Source organism: Streptomyces sp. NPDC051561 (assembly GCF_044454195.1).
GTDB lineage: Bacteria > Actinomycetota > Actinomycetes > Streptomycetales > Streptomycetaceae > Streptomyces.
The window spans coordinates 21,289-47,412 of sequence record NZ_JBITDM010000020.1; the positions used below are offsets into that span (position 1 = coordinate 21,289).

At 70.7% G+C, this 26,124-nt stretch carries 16 protein-coding genes; 4 read left to right on the plus strand and 12 right to left on the minus strand.

Features of this window, described 5'->3' with window-relative positions; all coding sequences use genetic code 11:
* The first annotated feature begins 712 nt into the window (after positions 1-712).
* Positions 713-1,972, plus strand: a complete 1,260-nt coding sequence (locus ACIA73_RS32145; protein ID WP_399442403.1) for a cytochrome P450 — start codon at positions 713-715, stop codon at positions 1,970-1,972.
* A gap of 162 nt (positions 1,973-2,134) precedes the next feature.
* Here the strand turns inward: ACIA73_RS32145 and ACIA73_RS32150 are convergent, their stop codons facing one another.
* From ACIA73_RS32150 to ACIA73_RS32160, 3 genes are all read right to left on the minus strand, one after another.
* The gene (locus ACIA73_RS32150) at positions 2,135-3,154 is read right to left on the minus strand and encodes a nucleoside triphosphate pyrophosphohydrolase (RefSeq protein WP_399442405.1); all 1,020 of its coding nucleotides are present in this window, start codon (positions 3,152-3,154) and stop codon (positions 2,135-2,137) included.
* Positions 3,155-3,248: 94 nt separating this feature from the next.
* Entirely contained in the window at positions 3,249-3,989 is a 741-nt protein-coding gene (locus tag ACIA73_RS32155; RefSeq protein WP_399442406.1) for a SurA N-terminal domain-containing protein, read from the minus strand.
* Between the two features lie 78 nt (positions 3,990-4,067).
* A complete protein-coding gene (locus ACIA73_RS32160) occupies positions 4,068-5,072 on the minus strand; it encodes a glycosyltransferase family 2 protein (RefSeq protein WP_399442407.1) in 1,005 nt (334 codons plus the stop codon).
* 123 nt (positions 5,073-5,195) lie between these two features.
* Between ACIA73_RS32160 and ACIA73_RS32165 the strand changes: the two genes are divergently transcribed.
* A complete protein-coding gene (locus tag ACIA73_RS32165; protein WP_399442408.1) occupies positions 5,196-7,997 on the plus strand; it encodes a YfhO family protein in 2,802 nt (933 codons plus the stop codon).
* Between the two features lie 208 nt (positions 7,998-8,205).
* Here ACIA73_RS32165 and ACIA73_RS32170 read toward each other — a convergent pair whose 3' ends face one another.
* The 5 genes from ACIA73_RS32170 to ACIA73_RS32190 form a co-directional block, all read right to left on the minus strand.
* Positions 8,206-8,562: a GtrA family protein gene (locus tag ACIA73_RS32170; RefSeq protein WP_399442502.1), complete on the minus strand. Its 357-nt coding sequence runs from the start codon at positions 8,560-8,562 to the stop codon at positions 8,206-8,208.
* Positions 8,563-8,681: 119 nt separating this feature from the next.
* A complete protein-coding gene (locus tag ACIA73_RS32175; protein ID WP_399442409.1) occupies positions 8,682-9,611 on the minus strand; it encodes a class I SAM-dependent methyltransferase in 930 nt (309 codons plus the stop codon).
* A 183-nt stretch (positions 9,612-9,794) separates the two neighbouring features.
* Positions 9,795-11,378 carry a protein kinase gene (locus tag ACIA73_RS32180; RefSeq protein ID WP_399442410.1) on the minus strand — a complete coding sequence of 528 codons (1,584 nt, stop codon included), beginning with the start codon at positions 11,376-11,378 and terminating at the stop codon, positions 9,795-9,797.
* Positions 11,375-12,190, minus strand: a complete 816-nt coding sequence (locus tag ACIA73_RS32185; protein WP_399442411.1) for a hypothetical protein — start codon at positions 12,188-12,190, stop codon at positions 11,375-11,377. Before ACIA73_RS32185 ends, ACIA73_RS32180 begins: the two co-directional genes overlap by 4 nt.
* Before the next feature lie 158 nt (positions 12,191-12,348).
* A complete protein-coding gene (locus tag ACIA73_RS32190) occupies positions 12,349-14,463 on the minus strand; it encodes an N-6 DNA methylase (protein WP_399442412.1) in 2,115 nt (704 codons plus the stop codon).
* Between the two features lie 230 nt (positions 14,464-14,693).
* Between ACIA73_RS32190 and ACIA73_RS32195 the strand changes: the two genes are divergently transcribed.
* Positions 14,694-15,587 (plus strand): DUF4352 domain-containing protein, encoded by an 894-nt coding sequence (locus ACIA73_RS32195; protein WP_399442413.1) that lies wholly within the window; start codon positions 14,694-14,696, stop codon positions 15,585-15,587.
* Between the two features lie 105 nt (positions 15,588-15,692).
* Here ACIA73_RS32195 and ACIA73_RS32200 read toward each other — a convergent pair whose 3' ends face one another.
* The 4 genes from ACIA73_RS32200 to ACIA73_RS32215 all read right to left on the minus strand — a co-directional run bounded on the left by ACIA73_RS32200 (position 15,693) and on the right by ACIA73_RS32215 (position 24,066).
* Entirely contained in the window at positions 15,693-16,439 is a 747-nt protein-coding gene (locus ACIA73_RS32200; protein WP_399442503.1) for an HNH endonuclease family protein, read from the minus strand.
* Positions 16,440-16,838: 399 nt separating this feature from the next.
* Entirely contained in the window at positions 16,839-20,387 is a 3,549-nt protein-coding gene (gene mfd, locus ACIA73_RS32205; protein WP_399442414.1) for a transcription-repair coupling factor, read from the minus strand.
* 269 nt (positions 20,388-20,656) lie between these two features.
* The gene (locus ACIA73_RS32210) at positions 20,657-23,251 is read right to left on the minus strand and encodes an ABC transporter permease (protein ID WP_399442415.1); all 2,595 of its coding nucleotides are present in this window, start codon (positions 23,249-23,251) and stop codon (positions 20,657-20,659) included.
* The gene (locus tag ACIA73_RS32215; protein WP_399442416.1) at positions 23,248-24,066 is read right to left on the minus strand and encodes an ABC transporter ATP-binding protein; all 819 of its coding nucleotides are present in this window, start codon (positions 24,064-24,066) and stop codon (positions 23,248-23,250) included. Before ACIA73_RS32215 ends, ACIA73_RS32210 begins: the two co-directional genes overlap by 4 nt.
* A gap of 242 nt (positions 24,067-24,308) precedes the next feature.
* On the opposite strand from ACIA73_RS32215, the gene ACIA73_RS32220 reads away from it, so the two are divergent.
* Positions 24,309-25,991: an MDR family MFS transporter gene (locus tag ACIA73_RS32220; RefSeq protein ID WP_399442504.1), complete on the plus strand. Its 1,683-nt coding sequence runs from the start codon at positions 24,309-24,311 to the stop codon at positions 25,989-25,991.
* Positions 25,992-26,124: the final 133 nt, after the last annotated feature.

Genomic DNA, 26,124 nt, shown 5'->3' on the forward strand with positions numbered 1-26,124 from the left:
ATCCTGTGTGCTTCAGCCCACCTCGCGCCGTACGAAAAGCGCGCGACGTCCGTCCATGCCGCGCCCATCAGGCAACTTCGGGCGCAGCAGCCCCAAAGCGGTGTCGCACCGCGATAGTGAGCGGCGGAATCGCCGGACGACGGTGTGCCGGAACTCCTCGGCTGCTCGCGTGCAGCGTGCCCAGGACCACGGGCCAGCGTGCCCAGGACTACGGGCCACTACCCCGACTGCCATGACATCAACTGCCGTTTCCTGATGGGGTGCCGTGCCCTGATGTCGGGTCCCGAAGAGCCCCTTGCGCCCGTCACGTGACATGGCGGCCGGCCCCTCGCCGCCTCTGCTCGGCGGCCCTTTCGCCCAACTCGATGACACGGCGCTCGTACGTGCTGTTGTCACCGGGATGGCTGCGACCCCGGTCCGTGGCCTGTCTGCGACAAGCCGGTCCGTCCCGGGGCGGCTTTCGAGAGCCCCGGAGACTGCTTTCTCTACGTACTTGCCGAAGAGAGTGACTGAAAGGTGGCTCTTGAGCCGGCCTTCGCAGATTCCGCCCTGGGCTATGAGACCGAAGCCGCGAGCTGATTAACCGATCCCCCACGTCGCACACCACACATACGGTCGAACTCACAAACGCATTCGCGTGGAGTACGGCACATCGTGGGCCGCCCGTCGCACTGCCGAAGCCCCGTGTCAGCGGGCCGGGTACCGTCGTGGCGTGAACACGCTGCATCCCACGCCGGAACTCTTCACCTGGGAGTTCGCCACCGACCCGTATCCCTCGTACGCATGGCTGCGAGAGAACTCCCCCGTCCACTGGACCACCCTGCCCAGCGGAGTCGAGGCGTGGTTGGTCACCCGGTACTCCGATGCGCGGCAGGCGCTCGCCGATCAGCGGCTGAGCAAGAACCCCGCCCACCACGCCGAGGACGCCGCGGGAAAGAGCAGGACCGGCATCCCTGGCGAACGCAGCGCCAACCTCATGACGCACCTGCTCAACATCGATCCCCCGGACCACACCCGGCTCCGGCGGCTCGTCTCCAAGGCGTTCACCCCACGCCGAGTCGCGGAGTTCGCGCCCCGGGTGCAGGAGTTGGCAGACGAACTCCTGGATCAGTTCGTGGCCAAGGGCGAAGCCGATCTCATTCACGAATACGCATTCCCGCTGCCCATTTACGCGATTTGCGATCTCCTGGGTGTGCCCCGTGAGGACCAGGACGACTTCCGCGACTGGGCCGGAATGATGATTCGCCACGGGGGTGGGCCGCGGGGCGGGGTGGCGCGATCCGTGAAGAAGATCCGGAATTACCTTGCCGAGTTGATTCACCGTAAACGTGAAACCCTCGGGGCCGACGGGTCGGAGGACGACCTGATCTCCGGATTGATCCGGGCCAGCGATCACGGCGAACACCTCACCGAGGAAGAAGCCGTGGCCATGTGCTTCGTGCTTCTCTTCGCGGGATTCGAAACCACTTTGAATCTCATCGGCAATGGGGCACTCGCCCTCATGAAGAACCCCGCACAGAGGAGCCTTCTCCAGGAGAGTCTCGACCGTGGCGAAACGGCTCTACTGGAAACGGGGGTCGAGGAACTGCTCCGATTCGACGGCCCGGTGGAGATGGCCACGTGGCGATATGCGACGGAACCCCTCGAAATCGGTGGCATCTCGATCGCCGTCGGGGACCCCGTCCTCGTCGTGCTGGCCGCCGCCGACCGCGACCCCGCGAAGTTCGACTGCCCCAACACCCTTGACCTCGCCCGCAAGGACAACCCGCACCTGGGCTACGGCCATGGCATCCACTACTGCATCGGCGCTCCGCTAGCCCGGCTGGAGGGCCAGACCGCGCTGGCCACGCTGCTGCGCCGGCTGCCGGACCTGGAGTTGGCGGTGGCTCCGGAGGAGCTGCGCTGGCGCGGTGGGTTGATCATGCGGGGGCTTCGGGTGCTGCCGGTTGCTTTCACGCCGCGCCGAGCGTGAAGAGGCACGCCCCACGAGGACCGAAGGCTCTCGAAGGTTGGCCGACCGGAGTGCCGCTTCGTGGTCGCCCGCCTCGGCAGCGGCGCGCAGTCAGCACTCGGTGCGGTCCAGTAGGACACGGCCGAGCAGCACGGCCGACTTCTGGGCGCCACATGGGCGACCCTACTCAGCCCCCGCCCGCTCGGCGGCGACGATCGCGTCCCGGTAGGTGCGGGCGGCGGCCCTGAGCGCCGTCTCCGGGTCCGTCCCCGACTCCTCGGCCCGTGCCGCCAGTGCCAGCAGCTGGTAGCCGATGCCGCCGTCGCCGCTCGGGAGCGGCGCTTCGAGCCCCGCCGTGCGTACCCGGGAAGCCAGCTTGGCCGCCAGGGCCAGGGCGGGCTGGCCGAGCGGGATGCCTTCGGTGATCGAGTCGCGTTGCTTTTCGACCGCCTTGGTGCGGAGCCAGTGGGCCTTGACGTCGGCGGGGGTTTCGGCGGTGGCGTCGCCGAAGACATGGGGGTGCCGGTGGATGAGCTTGTCGATGAGGGTGGCGGCGACGTCGTCGATGGAGAAGGGCTCGTCGCCTTCCTCGCCGGAGGCCTCCTGGGCGATGCGGGCGTGGAAGACGACCTGGAGGAGGACGTCACCGAGCTCCTCGCGGAGTTCGGTGCGGTCGCCGGTCTCGATGGCCTCGACGAGTTCGTAGGACTCTTCGATGCCGTACTTGGCAAGGCCCTGGTGGGTCTGGGTGGAGGACCACGGGCACTCGCGGCGGATCCGGTCCATGACGTCGACCAGGTCGAGGAACCGGGCGCCGGGAAGGTCGTACGAACCGGGGAGCAGCTCCAGGTCGGGCATCTGGACCCGGTTGGATCCGGCGAGGCGGGCGAGGCCGTCGGTGAGACGCTGGTCTCCCTCGCCGGAGGGCAGGACGACGGCGGTGCGGTCGCCCTCGGTGCAGTAGGCGACGAGTTCCTCGGCCGTCGGGACGTGGTGCTCGACGGTGACGCCCGCCTCGTGGAGGTACGGCAGCTGCGGGTGGCGGGTGTCGGCGCACAGCACCCGGTCCGCGGCGCGCAGCGTCTGCCAGGCGGGCCAGGACAGCAGGCCGGGGGCGACCCGGTGACTGGCGGTGAGCAGGACGATGCGGCCGGGGGCGGGAGCGTCGGCGGCGGCGCGGGCGTCGGGTGTTTCGGTGGTCACGTCTTCGACGGTACCCGGGGGGTCCGACAACGCCCGCCGCGGTGGGGTGCGGGAGGGAGGAGGGCGGCTGGGGGACGGCGGGGGGCGAGGACGGTTACGGCGCCTGCTGGGGCTCCGGTGCCTGACCCTCGCCCGGGCCCTGGCCCTGACCCTCGCCCGGACCCTGGCCCTCGCCCGGCTGTCCCGCCGCCTCGGCGTCGTCGGTGGTCTTGGTCTTCTGGGTGATCCACGGGGTGCGGTACTCGCCGAGGCCGATCTGCTCGTTGTTCCAGGAGCCGTAGCGCGGGTTGACGTTGATCTTCAGGGCCTTGGAGGCCTTGGCGAGGACCGCGGTGATCTTCTGCTGGCCCTCGGGGGTGGCGAGGTCGGCCTGGTTGGCGGCGGAGAGCTTGGTGAGCAGGATCTCCTGGCGCAGGGCCTCCTCGATCTGGTCCGGCGCGTAACCGCGGCCGAGCAGCTTGGCGGCGACCTTGTCCTCGCCGCCCTCGTAGGAGACGGCGGCTGCGCGGGTCTGCTGGATCTCCTTGCGGGTGACGGTGATCCCCGCGTCCTTCGCGGCGCGCTCCACGACCATGGCGAAGATCATGCCGTGCAGCTTGGCGCGGCCGAGCTGGCCGGTGCTGCTGACCAGCTGGGCCGCCTGCGGGGTCTTCGCCTGCGCCGCCCGTACGTCCTTGACCTGACTCTGCAGGGACGACACCTCGATGCGTTCGCCGCCCACCAGGGCTGCCGCGCCGGGATGCGCGTCGCTGCCGCACGCGGTGAGGAGCGGGGCTGCGGCGAGCAGTCCGGCAGAGAGGAGGAGTGTGGTGCGGGTGCGCGTGCGGCGGTGCAAAGGGTGCCTCCCGGGGCGGTGATCGCAGCTCGGTGAAGTGGAGTGTCGGGTGGGCTAACTGGCCTTGCGGAGTTGATGTTAGGCAGCCGGAGTGGTCCGGGCCACTGGTTCGACCAACGAGTCGCCGGGATACGGGGATGCGCCGGGGGCGGGGCGCGGGCTGGTGTTCGTCTCGCTCACCAGGAAGTGGGGGCGGCGTTTGGCCTCGTAATAGATCCGGCCGACGTATTCGCCGACGACTCCGAGCATCACCATCTGTACGCCGGCGAGTGCGGTGACGGCGACGAGCAGGGTCACATAACCGGGGGTTTTCACTCCGTTGACGAGGGCGTCACCAACAATCCACGCCGTGTATGCGAAGGCGAGAGCGAGCAAGAGCAGGCCCAGGTAGAGGGCGGCTCGGAGGGGTTTGTTGTTGAAGGAAAGAACGCCGTCCAGGCCGTAGTTGAGGAGTTTCCCGAAGGTCCAGGTGGAGCGACCCTGTTCGCGGGCGAGGTTTTCGTAGGTGAAGGTCGCCGTCGGGAATCCGATCCAGGCGAAGAGGCCTTTGGAGAAGCGGTTGTATTCGGTGAGCTGGAGTACGGCGTCGACGGCGCGGCGGGAGAGCAGGCGGAAGTCACCCACTCCGTCGACGAGTTCCACGTCGACAAGTCGATTGACGAGACGGTAGTAGGCGCGGGCGGTGAGGGTGCGGGTGACGCGGTCGCCGGTGCGGGTACGGCGGGCGACGACCTGGTCGTGGCCCTGGTGGTGGAGTTCCAGCATCCGGCCGATGAGTTCGGGTGGGTGCTGGAGGTCGGCGTCCATGATGACCACCGCGTCGCCCTCCGCGTGCCGCAGGCCGGCCAGCATGGCGGATTCCTTGCCGAAATTGCGGCTGAAGGATACGTAGCGGACGCGGTGGTCGGTGGCGGCGATGTCGCGGAGATGGCCGAGGGTGGCATCTCGACTTCCGTCGTCCACGTACACGAATTCGAATTCTGCGGTGGGGGCGAGCGGGGCGATTTCCCGTGCCACATGGGAATGGAATCGCCGCACGATGTCCGCCTCGTGAAAACAGGGCACAACGAGGGAGATGAGCATGAGTCATGGCAGCGCGGGCAGATGACGTTCTTTCAGGGCCTGAGTGACCGGCGAAGGGCGATTTGGTTAACGGAATTGCGGAGTGCTGGTGAAAGGCCTGGCGAGGTGTTTACGGTCGGCCTCATGCGCCCCCTTCCCCGCCTGCTCGGACTCTCCCGGCGGCGTCCCGTCGCGGCGGCTTCGCTGCTGGCCGCCGCCGTCGCCGCTTTCACCCACTGCCTGGGCTCCGCACTGGCCGGCAGCCAGCCGTTCGGGACGATGAACCGGAACGTGAACGACCTCGGCACCCAGTTCGTCCCCTTCCATGCCCATCTGTGGGACGTACTGCACGGCCGCGCGGACGGCGGCTGGCTGATCAACTGGCAGTCCGGATACGGCTCCAGCTTCCTTCCGGACATGGGGACGTATCTGTCGAGCCCGTTCGCGTTCCTGGTCGCCCTGTTCCCACGCGAGCAGATCGACCTTGCGGTGTACGTGTCGTCGGTGGCGCGGATCGCGACGGCGGCGGCGGTGATGGCGTGGCTGCTGATGACGATGCGGGGGGCGTGGGGGGCACGGGGGGCTTCTACGGTGCATGGGAGTGGGGCCTCTACGGCGTATGGGACTGAGTCCCTTACGGAGTACAGGGGTAAGCCCCTTACGGCGTACAGCGATAAGTCGACAGCAGCTGACGGTGACAACCCTTCTACGGCGTATGGGGGTTGGTGGCTGGCGGGTGCGCTCGGAGCCGCGTATGCGCTGTGCGGGTGGTCGGTGATCGAGGCCTCGTACAACCCGATGTGGCTGGACGGGCTGATCGCCTTTCCGTTGCTGTGCCTGGTGGGGGAATGGGTGCGTACGGGGCGCCGGCTGCGGGTGTGGTTCGGGGGCGGGGTGCTGCTGGTCGCACTCGTGTGGGTCGCCAACTTCTATACGGCGTACATGGCGACGGTCGGTGCCGGGCTGGTGCTGGTGGCACGGCTGCTGATGGACGGCGGGCCGGTGCGGGACCGGTTGCGGACGGTGCTGCGGGCGGGGGCGGCGGTGGCGCTCGGGATCGGGGTGTCGGCGCCGGTGCTGTTCACCGTCTTCGCGGGGACGCGTCGGGCGTACCCGGGGATGGGGCTGACGTTCCGGCAGGCCGGGTGGGGGGAGGTGCTGGCGCGGTTGCTTCCGGGGACGTACGGCTTCAGTTCGCCGGCCATGTATGTGACTGCGCTGGTGCTGGTGCTCGCCTTCGCGCTGCCCTTCCACCGGAGGGTCGCGGCACGGGTGCGGGTGGGGTGGTGTGCGCTGGCAGTGGCGGTGCTGGTGTCGATGCAGTGGGGGCCGACCCATCTGGCGTGGCACGCCTTCGCGGAGCCGAACGGCAGCCCATACCGGCAGACGTTCGTGCTGAGCGGGGTGCTGGTGATGGCGGCGTGGGTGTCGTTGAGCGGTGGGGCGCATGTGAGTGGCGGGGCCCCGGGGAGTCGCGGAGTGCAGGCCGCGAGGGAAGGGGCGGCCGGCGCCCCGCTGCCGGGGAGGTGGTCGCTTGCCGGTGGGGTGGGGTGTCTGGTGCTGGTGGGAGTGGTGGGGGCGGCGAGTCCGTACGGCGGGCGGTGGGTCTGGCTGGGGGCGGGGGCCGGATTGGTGGCGGTGGTCGGGGGGCTGGTGCTGCTGAGGTCCGGGGCCAGGGGGCGGCGGTGGTACGTCGTGGGGGCGGCCGTGCTGCTGATCGGGTGCACGGTCGGGCAGTCGGCGCTGACCACCGCCTGGGCGGCGAAGCGGCGGGTCGCCACCCAGGACGATCACGCACCATACGGTGTAAGGCAGGTGGCACAGAGCCGGACGATAGCGGCGCACGACGACTGGCCGCGCCACCGCACCGACCCCGGCCGGGCGCAGACCGTGCACAACGACGCGATGGTGGTCGGCGGCCAGGGCGCCTCGTACTACAGCAGCATGACCTCCGCCGTTCTGACCCGGACCCTGGGTGCCCTCGGCGACGGCTGGAACGGCAGTGGGCGCGCCCCGCACAGTCTGGACAATCCGGTGACGGACGCCCTGTTCGGAGTGGGAGTACGACTCAGGTCGACATATCGGCAAGGGGCGGACGCCGAGTTCACGGTCGTACGCAGGGAGGCCGCACCGCTGGTGACGGTGCGGAGTGGGGGTGGCGGCCGGGTTCGTTTCGGCCGTTCGGCGTTCGCCAATCAGGAGTTGCTGCTGGGGGCCAAGGTGTACGAGCGGTTGTCGGGGACTGCGGGGTCGTGCACTGCGGGCGCGCCGGTGTTCCTGTGGGCGCCGGGGTTCAAGGGAACGGCCCGGCTGGCGGCGACCGACGCGAAGGACATCCACTTCGACGCCAAGCGGGGCCGGGTGCGGGCACCCATGCAGCAACTGGGAGTGGCGGGCACGGACGGCAGCGTGCGGGTGGCCCTGACGGGGTCGGGGAAGCGTGGGGCGGAGGTGGCGTGCCTGCGGGAGGACCGGTTGTCGGCTGCGGTACGGGAGTTGAGGGCGGCCGGCGCGGTGTCCGTGGAGGTGGGTGACGGTTCGGTGCGCGCGGTGTTCGCGGGGGCCGGCCGACGTCAGGAGGGCGGACCGGCGGGTCCGGCCGCCGGTACTGCCGTACTGGCGGTTCCCCGGATCGCGGGGTGGCAGTGCGCGGCGGACGGCGGTGACCTGCGGCCCGCCGACAGCTACTTGGGGCTGATCGCGGTCCCGCTGGGCGGCGGCGCGCGGGAGATCCGCTGCGAATTCCGGCCGCCGGGGCTGCGGGCGGGGCTGGCGGTGGGCGTGGGATCGGTCGGGTTGATGGGAGTGGTGGGGGCCATGGTGACGCTGCGGGGGAAGAGGCGTGCGGGGCGCGTCGGTGGGGGCACGTCAGCCGCCACCGGGGGTCCCACCGGGGGTGCGTCGGGCGACACCCCGGCGGACACCCTCGCCCCCTCCGGCGTGTGACCCGCCGGACGTGTAGCTCGTCGCTCCTGTACGCCGTAGAGGAACCTGTACGTCGTAGAAGGAACCTGTACGCCGTAGACGCGGCTGCTCGGCGCACCTGTACGGCGTACAAGGCACCTGTACGGCGTGCAGGAAGCCTTGTACGCCGTACATGGCTCCCTGTACGGCGTACAACCGCGCAACCCACCCCCGCCCCCTACCCCTACCCCTACCCCGTAAGAATCCTCCGCGAGAGCACGAACGTCACCGGGATCGCCGCCACCGCCGCCACCAGCGGCGCGACCCCCTCCCCCACTCCCCACCACTCCACCAGCACGTACACGCCCACCGAAGTGACGGTGAAATTGGTGAGGTTGGTGAGAGGGAAGAGCAGGAACTTTCGCCAGGTGGGCCGGGTGCGGTAGGTGAAGTACGTGTTGAGGAAGAAGGAGCCCACCATGCTGAGCAGGAAGGCCAGCACATAGGCGGGGTAGTACGGCAGCCATCGGTTCAGCAGCAGGTAACAGCCGTAGAAGGTGCCGGTGTTCACCGCCCCCACCAGGCCGAAACGCACCACCTGCAGCATCCGCGAGGACACCGCTGCCGGCCCGGGCACCCCCTCCCCGACCGCCACGCCACCCTCGCGACCCTCGCCACCTTCGCGACCCTCCCGCCCCGCAGGCACCGCATCGCGCACGTCCCGGTTCACACTCGCCTGAGGAAGGCGGACGTCGCCACCCGCCCCAGCATTTCCAGCCGCGTATCCCCGCTCGCGAGGTGCGCCTCCCACGCCTCCCGCACTCCGGGCCACGCCGCGTCGCCGTAGTCGTCGAGCACCACCACTCCTCCGTCGGCGACGATCCCCTCGACCCACCGGAGGTCGTCGAGCACCCCGTCCCTGGAGTGGTCCCCGTCGACGACGATCACGCCGTACTTCCGGTCCGAGGCCGCCGCTCGGATCTCCGGGTCCTGCGAGAACCCCTTGAAGATACGGGCGGTCGGGCTGCCACCGTCACCCGGCACCAGGCTGGCCCCGGCCAGCGCCAGGTTCGCCCGTACGACGTCCTCACGGACCGGGGTGCCGGTCGGGTCGGCGTTGTCGCGGACCGCGTCCGGCTGGAGCTGCGAGCCGATCAAGGGGTCGACGACGGTCAGCCGGGGCTCGGTGCCCTCGCGGTGCATCATCCGGGTCAGGGCGGTGGCGAACAGGCCGTGCAGGGTGCCGATTTCGAGCACGTCGGGGTTGGGCGGGGCGAGCAGCGGGATGGTGGCGAGCTTGCCGCAGACGTTCGAGGTACCGCCGGCGAGGCGCCCGACACCGAGTGCTTCGAGGGCGACGACGGTACGGAAGGCCGAGGTGACCGCCCGTCGCGCGTGCGGGTTGCCGCTGACCTCGGACACCTGCGCGACCAGGGTGGCGATCTGCTCCTCGGACGGCATCCTGTGCGCGCCCCTTCCGGTCCGGTCGAGCAGCATGCCCACCGCGTAACTCTGCTTCCTGAGCCCGTCGAGTTCGGCCCGCAGTGCGGCGATCTCGCTGCTGGTGGAGCGGGTCTGGATGCGTACGCGCTGGTCGACCAGGGCCGCGAAGGGGCGCAGGGCGCGGCGGGCGAGGGGGTGGGTCAGCAGTGGCATGGGCGGGACGCTATGCGGCCCGGCCGAGGAGGGCATGACCCTGGGGCGACGGCGGGACGAACCGGGGGTGACGGGAGGTGCGGGGCTTTGCCGGGCAGGGCGGCAGACGGTGCGGAGCTTCGCCGGGAAGACCGGCGGCCGATGTGGGGCCCTGCCGGGCGGACCCGCCGTACCGGGTCCGCCTCACCTCCTGCCACCCCCCAGCCGATGCTGCCGCTCCACCGCCCGGCGCACCTCCGTCACCAGCGGGTGGTACGCCCCGTACACCCGCTCCGCGTCGTACAGCAGCCCCTGCAACAGGCGGGCGGCCTCCGCGTGATCGCCCAGCGCGAGCAGCAACTGGGCGATGCGCAGCCTCAGTTCGAAGGCGCGCGACGGGTCGCTCCCGGAGACGTAGCTGTTCTCGTGGTACGGGAGCAGGGCCCGGTATTCGGCGAGCGCGGCGGCGGGTTCGCCGAGCTGCTCCAGGCACTGGGCGGCGTCGTACCGGAACTGGAGCGCCTGCGGATCGGCCGGTCCGCTCTCGTGCGCGCGGTCGTCGGCGAGGCGGCGCAGCTCGGGCAGGGCGCGGCGGTACTGGCCGTCGTCGAGCAGGGTCGCCGCGTACTGCTTGCGCAGGATCCTTACCACCGGGGAGCGTTCGCCGTGCTCGGCGGCGGCCGCCGGAAGGATGTTGCCGAGGATGTCGACGGCCTGGGTGATGCGGCCCTCGCCGAGGAGTTGCTTGACCTCGTCGACGGCGGCCGCGACATCGGGCCTGGTGGGCGGGGGCGGTGTGTGCGCTGCCGGTGCGTGGTGCGGTGGCGGGGGTACGGAGCCGGGCGCGGGCACCTGTACCGGCGGCGGCACGGTCGTCGCCCGGTCCGGCCAGGGGGCGTGCGGACGCAGGAAGGGGCGCGTGGGGTCGAGGGGGCCGCTCATCGGCATTCCGCGCGCCGGGAGCAGCGGCGCGAGCCGCTCGTACACCTCCTGCGCGGAAGCCGGCCGGTGCTGGGGGTCCTTGGCGAGCAGGTCGAGCACCAGTGCTTCGAGCGGTTCCGGGACCTCCGGGCGGCCCTGGCGGATCGGCAGCGGCGGCTCGTAGAGGTGGCGGTGCAGGATGCCGAGCGCGGTGGTGCCGGCGAACGGGACGTCTCCGGTGAGGAGTTCGTGCAGCAGCACACCGAGTGCGTAGACGTCGGTGTACGGGCCGACGGCGCCGCCCATCGCCTGCTCGGGCGCCATGTAGGCGGGCGTGCCGATGGGGGTGCCTGTGTGCGTGAGGCGGGTGGTGTCGGTGTCGAGTACGGAGGCGACGCCGAGGTCGAGGACGGTCAGTGTGCCGTCCGGTTTGACCATGACGTTGCGGGGCTTGAGGTCGCGGTGGACGATCGGCACCGCGTGCACGGCGGAGAGCACCGCGCAGAGCTGGGCGGCGACCGAGACGGCCCACTGCCAGGGGTAGGGGTCGTGTTCGGCGAGGTGATCGGCGAGGTCGGAGCCCTCGACGTACTGCATGACCAGGTAGAGGTCGTCGTTGTCGCTGCCCGCGTCGTGCACGGTGACCAGTCCGGGGTGGTCGACCTGCGCGGTGACCCGGCACTCGCGCACGAAGCGGCGGCGCATGTCCTCGGCCTCGGTGGCGGCGGCCATCCGGTCGGGGCGCAGCAGCTTGACGGCGACGCGACGGTCCAGGCGCTGGTCGTACGCCGTCCAGACCTGGCCCATGCCGCCCTGGCCGATCAGGGTGGAGAGCTCGTAACGGGCGGCGATGACACGGCCGTTCACCGGGAGTGCCCTCCGGCGCCGTGCTGGTCCTCGGGCTTGTCCTTGCGGAGGAGCTCACTCAACTCGTCGAGCTCGGCACGGACTTGATTGATGCGGGGCGGGGGCGGGAGGGGCGACTGGGGCTGGAGGGGCGGCTGTTGGGTCTGGGGTTGCGGCTGCGATTGCTGGTGAGGCTGCGATTGCGGCTGTTGGGGTGGCTGCTGGTGCTGGGACCGCTGCGGCTGCTGGGGCGGGTAGCCGTACGACGGCCCCGGGGCCGGGCTCTGCTGCTGCGGGTGCGGGTACGTCGGCCGGTCCTGCTGGCCTGCCGCCATGGGGTGCTGCGGGCCTGCCACCATGGGGTGCTGCGGGCCGGTCGGCCTGGAGTGCTGCGGTCCCGCGTACGGGCCGGCTTGCGCGGGCCCGTCGATGGACCCCCAGCCGCGCGGCGCCTCGCCCCAGGGCTGCGGGCGGGCGGTCCGGTAGTGCTTGATGTCCGCGACCAGGTAGTACGCCGTCACGGCGGCAGACATGGCGAGCAGCAGCAACATGCCCACCGTGTCCACGGTGTTGAACTCGGTCTCCCCGCCGTCCGGCGGCGGCGGGGCCCCGAGGGTGCCGACGATCATCAGGGTGCCTATCCCCAGGAACGCCACGGCGGAGAAGATCACCCAGTCCGTCGCCCGCTGCCTCAGTATCGCGATCCGCAGCGGCGCCGCCCAGGTCAACAACCCGCAGGTGCACAGGGCGAGCACGGTGAAGACCACCCTCAGCGTCACCAGGACGGCGGGGCTGGGCTGGCTGCGCGGCGGCGTGTGGCCGTGGCCGGGCATGGTTGCTCCTGGGGGACGGCGTCGAAACGGGGACCTGGGGCGGCGGATGCCAAGGACGTACATCGAGCGTATACAGCGACTCCGACAACGGCCCCAGGGTTGTACGGATCGGACGACTTCCGCGACAACCTCGCTCCCCCACCCCGGGGGGGGCGGCGCTAGTCCGGCCGTACGCTGCCGTCGGCCAGCCCGTCGTACAGCCCCTGCACCAGCTGTTCGCCGAGCCGTCCCGCCACCCGCAGGGCGTCCTCGAAGGCGGCGAGGGTGCGGAAGCGTTCGCCGTAACGCTGCTGGTCGGCGCGGGGGAGCCGGGGCAGTTGGAGGCGGCGGACGTCGAGGCGGGCGGCGGTGGAGGCGTAGCTGCTGGCGCGGCGGTTGTTGGCGGTGCCGCGCAGGAATCCGGCGAGGAACCAGGGGTCGACGGCGGCCGGGTCGGGTCGCAGCAGATGGAGGTTGCGGCCGAGGACCGCTCCGGCGCCCGCCTCGTCGATCACTCGGGCGACGGCGCCGCCGCCGAGGACGGGCACGACGACATCGCCGGGGGCGGTGAGCACCGTGTCTGCGTCCGGCGCGTCCGGCGGCGTACCCGCACCCGTACCGGATCCAGTAATTCCGGAAAACGGGCCTGCGGCGACGGCGGTTCCGGAGGGCGCACCTCCGGTCAGTACGTCCTGTTCGGTGAGTACCGGCGCACCGTCCGGGCCGTTTCCGGTGCCCGCCGTGCGGAGCGACAGCGCGCCCGCCCGGGCGAGTTCGCCGACCGTGGTGAGCGGCCAGTGGGCGGGTGTTCCGGGGGTGGTGCCGGGGTGCGGGTTGAGTTCGGCGGTCAGGCGCAGGGTGTCCGCCAGCCGTTCCCGTACGGCGGCCAGCTCGGCCGTTCCGCCACCGAGGGCCGGGGGCGGCAGGTGACGGGCGGGGGCGAGGTCGACGTCGTCGTCGAGCAGGTCGACGACGGGCACGGAACGGCAGACTCCGGGGCGTTCCTCGACAGCACCGTCCTTCTCGAACGCCTGCCAGGTGTCGAGGACCACGGTGTGCAGGGCAGCCCAGTCGAGCTTGTCGCGCCCGGCGGCGGAGAGGTCCGCGGTGTCGACGACGAGCAGGTCGGCGGCGGGCCGCGTGGACGGGTCGGGCTTGCGCAGCACCCACAGATGCAGGGGTACGCCGTAGGGCGGGGCCGCCCCGGCGGGCAGCGCGACCACCGCGCGCAGGGCTCCCCGGCGCAGCAGATCGGCGCGGATCCGGCGGCCCGAGCGGCGGGACGCGGCGGCGGGCGGCATCAGCAGTACGGCGGTGCCACCCTCGCGCAGCCTGGCCAACGCGTGCTGTACCCAGGCCAGTTCGGATTCGGTGCGGGCCGGGAAGCCGTACTCCCAGCGGGGGTCGTAGGCCAGCTCGTCGTGGCCCCAGTTGCGTTCGTTGAACGGCGGGTGGCTGACCACCGCGTCGACGCTGACCTGCGCGAACGCATCGGTGCGCAGGCTGTCGGCGGCGGCCGCGCGCACCTCGGTGGCGCGGGCGTCGGTGTGCAGGGCGAGGCGCAGTGCGCCGAGGGCGGCCAGGTCGGGGTCGGCGTCCTGGGCGTACAGGGTGGTGGGGTGCTCGCCGTCGGGGGCGTCCAGCGCGCAGAGCAGGGAGGCGGTGCCGGAGGCCGGGTCCAGGGCGGTGCGGGGGCGGCCGAGCAGGGCGGCCATGAGCGCGGCCGGACCGGGTGGGGTGAGGGTGTACTGGCGCGGGTTGGCGTCGAGGTGCCGGCCGAGCAGGAACTCGTACGTCTTGCGGGCTCCCGACTCGGCGGCCAGCTCGGCGGCGGCGCGCAGCAGCGGCACGGACGGGGCGAGCTCGTGGGCGGTGAGGGCCGGTACGGCCCAGGGCGCGGGCCCGAACCGGCCGAAGAGCACCAGCTCCACCGCTTCCGGCAGCCGCTCGGCGCACTTCGCGTCGGAGACCGCGGCCAGCTTCAGCCAGTCCGTGGGCCGGTCCTGTACGAGGGCGAGTACACAGCCGGTGTGTACGAGGGCGGTGGCCGCTCCGGCCGGGTGACCCGCCACCTGCTGCCAGACCCGCTCCCGCAGCGGCACGTCGGCGAGCTTGCCCTGGGCGCGCAGCCACTCCTCGACCTCGGTGAGCGCGAAGGAGGGGCTGGTCTCGGTGCCTCCGACGGGCTTGGGGAAGTCGGGGTGGCGGCGCCGCCAGTTGCTCACGGCGGCCCGGCCGACCCCGGCCAGCCGGGCGATCCCGGCGGCGGTCACCTCTGTTGCGTGGTCCGACACCGGCCCACTCTCCCTTCGTACCCCTGCATCGCGCGGTACCTGCGGATGCACCTGCTGTGGACCCGAGCATAACGGCACCCCCCGACAATCGACTTCACAGCGTGAATTCGTGAACCTTCGTGAATCGTGTTGACTCGGTTCACAGCTTCTGTTGTCATTGACCCATCGCACCACGGGGCGGCCGAAAGTCCCGGACACCGATACCGCTCTGTCTTTGTCGGAGGACACCCATGTCTCAGCACACGAACCAGTCGCCGTACCCGCAGGGCGGCCCGCACCCGGCGGACTCCTACCAGGACGGCCAGTACGGTCGGCCCCCGCAGGCACCCCAGCCGCACCACGGCCGCCCGGCCCGCAACGGACTGGGCACCGCGGCACTGATCCTCGGCGTGATCGGCGCCCTCTCCGGTGTCATCCCGCTGCTCTTCTGGCTGGCCGGCATCCTCGGCCTGATCGCCCTGATCCTGGGCCTCAGCGGCCGGGGCCGCGCCAAGCGCGGTGAGGCCACCAACAAGGGGGTGGCGCTGACCGGCGCGATCCTGGGCCTGGTGGCGCTGATCCTCTCGGTGGTCGGCGCGGTCATCACCTTCACCGCGGTGGACTCCGCGCTGAAGGAGGTCGACAAGGCGCTCTCCGGGCAGGAGGCGACCACCCCCGGCGCGAAGCCGGACGCCAAGGGCGACGGCAAGGGCGACAGCAAGGGGGACGGCGCCGGCAAGGCGGGCGCGAAGGCGCTCGCGGGCGGCGCCACCGCCGAGTACGCGGACAAGCTGAAGGTCACCGTTGGCGCGCCCACCGCGTACACGCCCTCCGAGTACGCGATCGGTCACACCAAGGGCAACAAGGCCTACAAGGTGAAGGTGACCATCGAGAACACGGGAGGCGAGAAGTTCGACAGCGCCCTCTCCCAGGTGGACGCCCGCTCCGGCGCCGAGGGCACGGCCGCCGAGCAGATCTACGACGGCGAAACGACAGGTGCGGACTTCACCGGTTCGATCCTGCCGGGCAAGAAGGCCACCGCGGTGTACGCCTTCGACGCCCCGGCCGCCGCGAAGAACCTGACCGTCGAGGTCACCCCCGGCTTCCTCGACTTCAAGTCCTCCCACTGGGAGCTCAAGCTCTGAGCGCCCGGCCACCCCGTGAGCAGGGCCCCGGCACCTTCAAGGTGCCGGGGCCCTGCTCACGTCGTACCTCCACTCGATCCGCCCGTACCGCCTACCGCCTACCGCCTACCGGCCACCGACCCGCGCCTCCGTCGGATTCCCCCCGACGGGCAGCTTCTCCTGCGGGCATCCGCCCAGCACCTTCTTCATGGCCTCCTTCTCGGCGGCCGTCACCCACACCCCGTACTTCTTCTTCACGCCCACCTGCCCGGCGACGTACACACACCGGTAGGCCTTGTTGTCCGGCAGCCAGGTCGCCGTGTCACCGTCGCCCTTCCTCCGGTTGGCCGAGGCCTCGGCGGCGATCAGGTTCAGCGGGTCGTTGGCGAAGGCGAGGCGCTTGGCCGGCTTCCACTGCTGGGCGCCCTTCTGCCAGGCGTCGGACAGGGCGACCAGGTGATCGATGTCGATCTTGCTGCGCCCGCGCGCGAACTCGATCCGGCCGCCGGTGTACGGGTCCTTGACCAGCACCCCGGAGGAGACCTTGCACGACTTCTTGTCGCTGAACCTCACACCCTCCAGGTCCCGCTTGAGGATGTCGTCGCGGGTACCGCAACCGTTGTCGTCGGTGTCGGCCCAGGCGCGGCCGAACTCCGAGCGCTCGTAACCGGTCTTCGGCGCGCGCCCCTTGACCGTCAGGCCGTCCACGGCGGCCAGCGCGGATCCCGCCTTTCCGACCGGCCCACCCTGCCCTCCGGTACCGCCGTTCCCCGCCAGGTCATTCGCACCACACCCCGCGGAACCGAGCACCGCCGCCGCCCCAAGTCCCGCGATCGTCAACGCTTTCCAGGTCTTCCTGGCCGTACGAGATATCAAGGCACGCCGCCCCACCGAGAGTTGCAAACGGAAAACACCCCACCGTAGGAATGACTGCCCCGAACGAACCGCTCGACCCGCGACAAACCGCCGAAATGTGGTCCAGTCCACAAACGCGCAGCTCCGGAGGTTCGGCATGCGCATTCCCACGCCCCGGCGTAGCGTCTGGAATGTCCAGAATTCTTCTGCGGAAGGAGCCCGCCCATGGGGATCTTCGACAGGTTCAAGGACCAGGCCCGGCAAAAAGCCGAGGACTCACGCGGCATGGGCGACAAGAAGGAAGACCTGGCGCCCTGACCCGCGCGCCGGTCCCGCCTTGCGCCGGACCCCCTGAACCCCCGCCCGCGAAGCCGATCAACTCGGCATCGCGGGCGGTGTGTTAAAGCCCTCAGCTCCTCAGCTCAGGATCGTCGTCAGGAACTCCCCGGTCCAGGCCAGCAGCTCCCGTCCCACCACCGGCTTCCCGCCGATCTTCCCGCTGGACGGCCTCGGCACCAGGATCTGCTGGGCCCCCGCCTTGATCACCGTTCGCGGATACAGCCGCTTCAGCCGCAGCTCCTGCGACTCCCGCAGCTCCACCGGTGCGAACCGGATGTTCGGACCCTGGAGGACGATCTCGCCGACCCCGCACGCCCGCGCCAGCATCCGCAGCCCGGCGACCAGCAGCAGGTTCTCCACCGGCTCGGGCAACTTGCCGTACCGGTCGGTGAGTTCCTCGCGTACGGCGGCGACATCGGCCTCCGTGTTGGCCGAGGCGATCGCCCGGTAGGCCTGGAGCCGCAGCCGCTCGCCCGGCGCGTAGTCATGCGGAACATGCGCGTCCACCGGGAGTTCGATCTTGACCTCCAGCGGTGCTTCCTCCTGCTCACCGCCCTCGACGGCCGTCCGGTAGTCGGCCACGGCCTCGCCGACCATCCGGATGTAGAGGTCGAAGCCGACGCCCGCGATGTGACCGGACTGCTCGCCGCCGAGCATGTTTCCGGCGCCGCGGATCTCCAGGTCCTTCATCGCGACGTACATGCCCGCGCCCATTTCGGTGTGCTGGGCGATGGTCGCGAGCCGCTCGTGCGCGGTCTCGGTGAGCGGCTTCTCCGGCGGGTAGAGGAAGTAGGCGTAACCGCGCTCGCGGCCACGGCCGACCCGTCCGCGCAGCTGGTGCAACTGGGAGAGGCCGAAGTTGTCGCCGCGCTCGACGATCAGGGTGTTGGCGTTGGAGATGTCGATGCCGGACTCGACGATCGTCGTCGACACCAGCACATCGAACTTCTTCTCCCAGAAGTCGACGACAACCTGCTCAAGGGCCGTCTCCGACATCTGTCCGTGTGCGGTGGCGATGCGCGCCTCGGGCACGATCTCGCGCAGTTTGGCCGCTGCCCGGTCGATGGACTCGACCCGGTTGTGGATGTAGAAGACCTGGCCCTCGCGCAGGAGTTCACGGCGGACGGCCGCGCCGATCTGCTTCTGCTCGTACGGGCCGACGAAGGTGAGCACCGGGTGGCGCTCCTCCGGCGGGGTGGTGATGGTCGACATCTCACGGATGCCGGTCACGGCCATTTCGAGCGTGCGGGGGATGGGGGTCGCCGACATGGTCAGGACGTCGACGTTCGCCCGCAGCTTCTTCAGCTGCTCCTTGTGCTCGACACCGAACCGCTGCTCCTCGTCCACGATGACCAGGCCCAGGTCCTTGAACTTGGTCTCCTGGGAGAAGAGGCGGTGGGTGCCGATGACGAGGTCGACCGACCCGTCCTTGAGCCCTTCGAGGGTCGCCTTGGACTCGGTCTCCGTCTGGAAGCGCGACAGCGCGCGTACGTTGACCGGGAACTGGGCGTACCGCTCGGTGAACGTCCCGAAGTGCTGCTGCACGAGGAGCGTGGTCGGTACGAGAACGGCGACCTGCTTGCCGTCCTGGACCGCCTTGAAGGCCGCCCGTACCGCGATCTCCGTCTTGCCGTAACCCACGTCGCCGCAGATCAGCCGGTCCATCGGGACCGACTTCTCCATGTCCTCCTTCACCTCGGCGATGGTGGACAGCTGGTCGGGCGTCTCCATGTACGGGAAGGCGTCCTCCAGTTCGCGCTGCCAGGGGGTGTCGGGGCCGAAGGTGTGGCCGGGGGCGGCCATCCGTGCCGAGTACAGCTTGATCAGGTCGGCGGCGATCTCCTTGACGGCCTTCTTGGCGCGCGCCTTGGTCTTGGTCCAGTCGGCGCCGCCGAGCCGGTGCAGGGTGGGGGCCTCGCCACCGACGTACTTGGTGACCTGCTCCAGCTGGTCGGTGGGGATGTAGAGGCGGTCACCGGGCTGGCCGCGCTTGGCCGGGGCGTACTCGACCAGCAGGTATTCGCGGGTGGCGCCCTGGACGGTGCGCTGCACCATCTCGATGTAGCGGCCCACACCGTGCTGTTCGTGCACGATGAAGTCGCCGACCTGGAGGGTCAGCGGGTCGACGGACTTGCGGCGGCGGGCCGGCATCCGGCCGAGTTCCTTGGTGGCGGTGCGCTGGCCGGTCAGGTCGGTCTCGGTGAGGACGGCGAGCTGGAGGGCCGGGTCGACGAAGCCGTTGTCGAGGGTGCCGCAGGCGACGTGCACGACGTTCGGGGAGATCTCGGCGAGGTCGCCCTTCTTCGCATCGGACACAGCCAGGCGTGCGGCGATGCCTTCGCCGGAGAGGACTTCGACCGTACGGGAGGCGGGGCCGTGCCCCTCGGTGACGAACACCGTCCGCCAGCCGTCGGCCAGCCAGCCCTTGGTATCGGCGAGCGCCTTCGCGGTGTCGCCCCGGTACATCTCGGGGGCGTGCATACCGAGCTTGAGGGTGTCGTCCTCGAAGTCCGCGTCATCGGCGGCGAACGGGGAGACGGACCACCACATCATGCCCAGCTCGCGCGCCCGGTCGCGTACGTCCGCGATGCCCCAGAGGGAGGCGGCACCGACGTCGATCGGTGCCACGCCGCCGCCGGCGGTGGCCGCCCACGAGGCCTGGAGGAACTCCTGCGAGGTCGCGACCAGGTCGGCGGCTCGTGTGCGTACCCGCTCCGGGTCGCAGACGACCGCCATCGAACCCTGGGGCAGCACGTCGAGCAGCAGCTCCATGTCGTCGACCAGGACCGGAGCGAGGGACTCCATACCCTCCACGGCGATCCCCTCGGCGATCTTGTGGAGGAGTTCGCCCAGCTCGGGGTGGGCCTCCGCGAGCGCGGCCGCTTTTTCCCGCACGTCGTCGGTGAGCAGCAGCTCGCGGCAGGGCGGCGCCCACACCCCGTGTTCCGCGACTTCCAGGGAGCGCTGGTCGGCGACCTTGAAGTAACGGATCTCCTCGACGTCGTCGCCCCAGAACTCCACCCGCAGCGGGTGCTCCTCGGTCGGCGGGAAGACATCCAGGATGCCGCCGCGCACCGCGAACTCGCCGCGCTTCTCGACCAGTTCGACCCGCTGGTACGCCGCCGCCGCGAGGGCGTCGGTCAGCCGGCCCAGGTCGGCGCTCTGCCCTGACCTGATGGATACGGGAACCAGCTCACCGAGCCCCTTGACCTGCGGCTGAAGCACGGAGCGCACCGGTGCGACGACCACGCTGACGGGTCCGGCCGCGGGGTCGTCCTTGCTGGGGTGCGCGAGCCTGCGCAGTACGGCGAGCCGGCGGCCGACGGTGTCGGAGCGGGGCGACAGCCGCTCGTGCGGCAGGGTTTCCCAGGCGGGGAACTCGGCGACCGTGTCCTCGGGCAGCAGGGTGCGCAGGGTCGCCGCCAGCTCCTCGGCCTCTCGGCCGGTCGCGGTGACGGCCAGCACCGGCCGTCCCGCGTCCCTGGCGAGAGCGGCCAGGGCGAAGGGGCGGGCGGCCGGGGGGCCGACCAGGTCGATGTGCATGCGGTTGCCGTCGACCGCGGCCTTCACCGCCTCGGCGAGCGCCGCGTCTCTTACCACTGCATCCAGCAGGCCGTGCAGGCTCATGAAAGCTTCCGTCCGAACGCGTGAGAACTCTTCTGTGGTGGCGTTGGCACGCGCGGAGGGCGCCGGGCGGGACCGGAGCGGGCAACGCGAGCCGCCCGACACGTCTCACGGGCCGGGGGTCTCCCAGCCTACGACGCGACACCGACAGCTGCTGGCGGAAGCGGTTGCCGGTGGGGCGGGAACGGGGCCGGCCCCGGCAGCCCCCTTGGGCTGCCGGGCCGCCCCCGACGGAGTCGCGCCCACCCCGCCCCGGCGCCGTGTCCACCCCGCTATTCCGTGGCTATGGCGTTGAGCACGTTCATTCGGCCGGCGCGGAACGCCGGGACCAGGGCCGCCAGCAGACCCACCAGGGCGGAGGCCGCGAAGACGGTGAGGATGGTGGGCCAGGGGATCTCCAGGACGGCTATCCCCTCCAGCGCGAGGAGCTTCTGGGCGGCGGTGCCCCAGGCGAGCCCCAGTCCCAGCCCCAGCAGGGCGCCGAAGAGGGCGATGGCTACCGATTCCAGGCGGATCATGCGCCGCAGCTGGCGGCGGGAGAGACCGATGGCGCGCATCAGGCCGATCTCCCGGGTCCGCTCGACGACCGACAGGGCGAGGGTGTTCACCACGCCGAGGACGGCGACCACGATGGCCAGGCCCAGCAGCCCGTAGACGATGTTGAGCAGCTGGTCGATCTGCGCCTTGAGGTCCTTCTTGTAGTCGGTCGCGTTGAGCACCTTGTACTGCGGGTAGGGCGCGACGGCCGCCTTCAGTGCCGCGTACGCCTTGTCCGCCTGGCCGTCGGCAGCCTTCGCGAAGAGCATCAGGTCCTGCGGCATCCGGTCGGCGGGTATGTGTCCTGCGGCGGTGGTGATGTTGAGGTACATCGCCCCCTTGTCCGCGTTGACGTCGTCGGAGGTGATCGCCGCGACCTTGAGCTTCGCGCTCTTACCACCGGGGAAGGCCACCGTCAGCGAGTCGCCGACCTTCACCTTCCGCTGCTTCGCGTAGTCCTCGCCGACCGACAGCGCACCGGGTGCGTAGGCGGCGGCCAGCTCACCGGCGACCGTTTCGCGTCGCAGGTCCTGCATGTAGGAGGGGTTGGTGGCGGTCAGGGCCTTGCGCTCGGTCCTGCCGTCCGGGGTGGTGATCTGCGCGTCGACCAGCTTGTAGTGGGTGACGCGGGCGATCCCGTCGGCCTTGGCCAGGGCCTGCTGGGCCTGGGGCAGCACGGGCTGACCGTTGTTCGCCCGTACGGTGAAGTCGGCGCCGACCGAGCGGTCCAGCTCGTCGGTGGCCGAGGCGACCATCGACGAGGCGCCGACCGAGAGGCAGGCGACCAGCGCAAGGCCGATCATCAAAGCGGAACCAGTCGCTCCGGTACGTCGCGGATTGCGCAGCGCATTGCGCTCGGCCATCCGTCCGACCGGCCCGAAGACCCGCAGCACCACCGCGCTGATCCCCTTGACCACGAACGACACGAGCAGCGGTCCGACCACCACGAATCCGACGAGGGTCAGCACCACACCGCCCGCGAGGTACACCGCGCCCTCGCTCGCCTTCGCCGACTGCGCGGCCAGATACAGGCCGCCCCCGCCCAGCAGCGACAGCGTCACCCCGATCACCGCGCGGATCCGCCCGGACTTTCCGTCCGCCGGCGTACCCGAGTCGCGCAGCGCCGCCATCGGCGACACCTTGCCGGCCCGTCGGGCGGGCAGATACGCCGCGACGACGGTGACCACCACTCCGAGCACCAGCCCGATGACGGGGGTGGGCCACTTGAGCGTGAGATCGGCCGTGGAGAGGTTCATTCCGATGGCGCTCATGAACTTCATCAGCCCGACCGCCAGACCCACGCCCGCCGCGATGCCGAGCAGCGAGCCGATGACACCGAGCAGCAGCGCTTCGAGCAGCACCGACCGGTTGACCTGCCGACGGCTGGAGCCGAGCGCCCGCATCAGCCCGATCTCCCGGGTGCGCTGGGCGACCAGCATCGAGAAGGTGTTGATGATCAGGAAGACACCGACCAGCAGCGCGACCCCGGCGAATCCGAGCATCGCGTACTTCATCACGTCGAGGAACGAGGCCAGGTCGTTCTTGCTCTCCTCGGCCGCCTCCGCATTGGTCTGGATCTTGTACGTCGCGGTGGCCGCGCCCGCCCCGGTGCCGAGCGCGGTGCCGACCTTGGCCTTCAACTGCTCGTCGGAGACGCCGGCTTGCGCGGTGACATTGATTCCGGTGTAGCGGTCGGCGCCACCGAGCAGCTTCACCTGTGCGGTGCGCTCGTCGAAGAAGACGATGGTCGCGCCGGGGTTGGTGGTGCGGAAGGAGGCGATGCCGCTGATCTTCGCCGTGAAGTCGCCGGTGACGGCGATGGTGCGCAGCTCGTCGCCGAGTTTCAGCCCGTGCTTCTCGGCGGTGTCGGCGTCGACCATGACCTCGGTGGGGCCGCGCGGCGAGTTCCCGCCAGTGATGTCCATGGAGCGGGCGTCACTGGCGGACCAGCTGCCGGCGATGGTGGGGGCGCCGGTGTCGGAGCCCATGTTCTTGTTGGCGCTGTTGACGACGGTCACCGACATGCTGCTGACGGTGCCCTCGGCGTCCTTCACCCCATCCGTCTTCCCGACCGTGGCGACGGCGGAGGCGGGCAGGACCAGCGGGCGGCCGGAGTTCGCCGCCGAGCTGTCGTTCTTCTCGGCCTTGGGGGTGATGGTGACGTCGGCGGACGTGGTGGCGAAGAGCTTGTCGAACGTCGTGTTCATGGTGTCGGTGAAAACCAGCGTGCCGCAGACGAATCCCACCGAGAGCAGGACGGCGACGGCGGAGAGCGCCATGCGGCCCTTGTGCGCGAAGAAGTTGCGCATCGAGGTCTTCCAGACGGTCATGCCCTCCGCCCCCGCTCGTGTGCCACGGGAGTGCCCCTGCCCGCCTCGGAGAGGCTGAGCATCCGGTCCAGGACCCGCTCGGCGGTCGGGTGACGCATCTCGTCGACGATCCGCCCGTCCGCGAGGTAGAGCACCCGGTCCGCGTAGGAGGCGGCGACCGGGTCGTGGGTGACCATCACGATGGTCTGGCCCAGCTCGTCCACGGAGCGGCGCAGGAAGGACAGCACCTCCGCACCGGCCCTGGAGTCCAGATTGCCGGTCGGCTCGTCACCGAAGATGATCTCCGGTCGGGCGGCCAACGCCCTTGCCACCGCGACCCGTTGCTGCTGGCCGCCGGAGAGTTCGGTGGGGCGGTGGGTCAGCCGGTCGGCGAGCCCGACAGTCTCCACCACCTGCTCCAGCCAGCCCGGCTCGGGGCGGCGGCCCGCTATGTCCATCGGCAGCGTGATGTTCTCGATCGCGTTCAGCGTCGGCAGCAGGTTGAACGCCTGGAAGATGAAACCGACGCGGTCGCGGCGCAGTTGGGTGAGCTGCTTGTCCTTGAGGCCGGTCAGCTCAGTGTCGGCGAGGTGGATCTGCCCCTCGGTCACCGTGTCCAGTCCGGCCAGGCAGTGCATCAGCGTCGACTTGCCGGACCCGGAGGGGCCCATGATCGCCGTGTACTCGCCGCGCATCATGTCCACGTCGACGTGGTCGAGCGCGACGACGCGGGTCTCCCCGGCTCCGTACGCCTTGACGACCTGTCGTGCGCGGGCCGCCACGGCCGTGCGCTCGCCCGTGCCCCCGTGCTGGGGTACGCCCACTGCCGTTGTCATACCAAGTCCCCTTATGCGGTCCCGTATTTACCCGTAGGACCAAGCTAAGGAAAAACCCTTCCGAACACCTCGGCCCACGGTACGAAGCCCGCCTCCACCTAAGTAGGGGAAACCCCGAGAGCCCCTCAACCCGTGGGTGGAGCGCACCCCTGGTCCCCGTCCACCCGCTCTGCACCCTCCCCCGCGCGACCTGCGGATGAGACGCTGTGCCGAGAAAATACGTGCAGAGGGAAGGGATCTCGGTGGACGGCAGCGGCGGCGGGGACACGGGGCACGGCGGGGGCACGGGAGGCATACCTCCGGCACCTCCGCCCCCTTCCTCATCCCCCGCCTCTTCCGCAACTCCCGTACGGGAAGACCGTCGTGGGCCCGTCGTCGCCGCCCTCATGCTGGGCATGGCACTCGCCGCCCTGGACGGGACGATCGTCTCCACCGCCGTCCCCCAGATCGTTTCCGATCTGGGCGGGTTCACGGTCTTCTCCTGGCTCTTCTCCGGCTATCTGCTGGCCGTCACCGTGACCCTCCCCGTGTACGGCAAGCTGTCGGACACCTTCGGCCGGAAGCCGGTACTCATCACCGGCATCGCCCTCTTCCTCCTCGGCTCGGTGCTCTGCGCCCTGGCCTGGAACATGCCGGCCCTGATCGCGTTCCGCATCGTGCAAGGCCTGGGCGGCGGCGCCATCCAGGGCACCGTCCAGACCATCGCCGCCGACCTCTATCCGCTCAAGGAACGGCCCAAGATCCAGGCCAAGTTGTCCACCGTTTGGGCCGTTTCGGCGGTGGCCGGGCCCGCGGTGGGCGGACTGCTCGCCGGGTACGCGGACTGGCGGTGGATCTTCCTGATCAACCTGCCGGTCGGGGCGCTCGCGATGTGGCTGGTCGCGAAGTACCTGCGCGAGCCGGGCAGGAACCGGGGGCCGGGAAAGGTCCGGGAACTCGGTGCCCCTCCCGTACGTTCACGTATCGACTGGCCCGGTGCGCTCGCCGTATTCGCCTGCGGTGGGCTGCTGTTGACGGCGCTGGTGCAGGGCGGGACCGCCTGGCCGTGGCTGTCCGCCCCGTCGCTGGCACTGTTCGCGGCGAGCGCGGTGCTGATCGTGGTCGTCGTGCTGGTCGAACGGCGGGCCGCCGAGCCCATCATCCCCGGGTGGGTGTGGCGGCGCCGGACGATCGCCGCGGTGAACATCGCGCTGGGCGCGCTCGGGCTGCTGATGGTCGCGCCGACCGTCTTCCTGCCGACGTACGCCCAGTCCGTCCTCGGCCTGGACCCGACGGCGGCCGGGTTCGTCCTCTCGATCATGACGCTGAGCTGGCCGCTCTCCGCGGCGCTGAGCCAGCATGTGTACGGGAGGATCGGGTTCCGGCAGACCGCGATCATCGGCATCGTGCTGGCCACCCTGATCCTGGCGGCTTTTCCGCTGCTCCCCTTCCCCGGGGCGGCCTGGCAACCGGCGCTGATCATGCTGCTGCTGGGGGCGGCACTGGGCCTCTTCCAGCTGCCCCTGATCGTGGGGGTGCAGTCGACGGTCGGCTGGTCGGAGCGGGGGACGGCGACGGCGTCCATCCTCTTCTGCCGACAGCTGGGGCAGAGCGTGGGGGCGGCCCTCTTCGGGTCGGTGGCGAACGCGACGCTGGCCTCGCGGCTGGCAGAGGCGCCCGATGCCATCCGGGGCGGGCTGCCGACGGACCTCGACTCGGTCTCGCACGCGCTGACGGATCCGGGCTCGGCGTTGCCCGCTGCGGCGGCGGACTATCTTCGCCGGGCGGTGGACACGGCGGTGGACCATGTCTATGTGGGCGCGGCGGCGGCGGGGGTTCTCGCCTTGCTGGCCCTGCTGTTCCTGGCTCCGCGGCGGTTTCCGGTCCTGACGGAGGGTGAGGTGGGGGGTGACGCGGGGGCGGGGCAGCCGCTCACCGAGCGGTGACCTTCCCGGGGGGGCGTGACCGGGACCAAGGCGGGCCGGGACGGCAAGAGTGGCGACTCCGTGAGGGGCCGCCCCCTTGCCCGCCCGTCCCGCCCCCGGGGGGCGGCCCCGCCGCCCAAGCGGGCGGGGGTAA

Bases quoted from the DNA above. Each gene is read 5' to 3' on its own strand.
- ACIA73_RS32160 (WP_399442407.1), bottom strand. From the start codon at position 5,072: ATGCTCATCTCCCTCGTTGTGCCCTGTTTTCACGAGGCGGACATCGTG.
- ACIA73_RS32165 (WP_399442408.1), top strand. From the start codon at position 5,196: ATGCGCCCCCTTCCCCGCCTGCTCGGACTCTCCCGGCGGCGTCCCGTC.
- ACIA73_RS32170 (WP_399442502.1), bottom strand. From the start codon at position 8,562: ATGCTGCAGGTGGTGCGTTTCGGCCTGGTGGGGGCGGTGAACACCGGC.
- ACIA73_RS32175 (WP_399442409.1), bottom strand. From the start codon at position 9,611: ATGCCACTGCTGACCCACCCCCTCGCCCGCCGCGCCCTGCGCCCCTTC.
- ACIA73_RS32185 (WP_399442411.1), bottom strand. From the start codon at position 12,190: ATGCCCGGCCACGGCCACACGCCGCCGCGCAGCCAGCCCAGCCCCGCC.
- ACIA73_RS32195 (WP_399442413.1), top strand. From the start codon at position 14,694: ATGTCTCAGCACACGAACCAGTCGCCGTACCCGCAGGGCGGCCCGCAC.
- mfd (WP_399442414.1), bottom strand. From the start codon at position 20,387: ATGAGCCTGCACGGCCTGCTGGATGCAGTGGTAAGAGACGCGGCGCTC.
- ACIA73_RS32210 (WP_399442415.1), bottom strand. From the start codon at position 23,251: ATGACCGTCTGGAAGACCTCGATGCGCAACTTCTTCGCGCACAAGGGC.
- ACIA73_RS32215 (WP_399442416.1), bottom strand. From the start codon at position 24,066: ATGACAACGGCAGTGGGCGTACCCCAGCACGGGGGCACGGGCGAGCGC.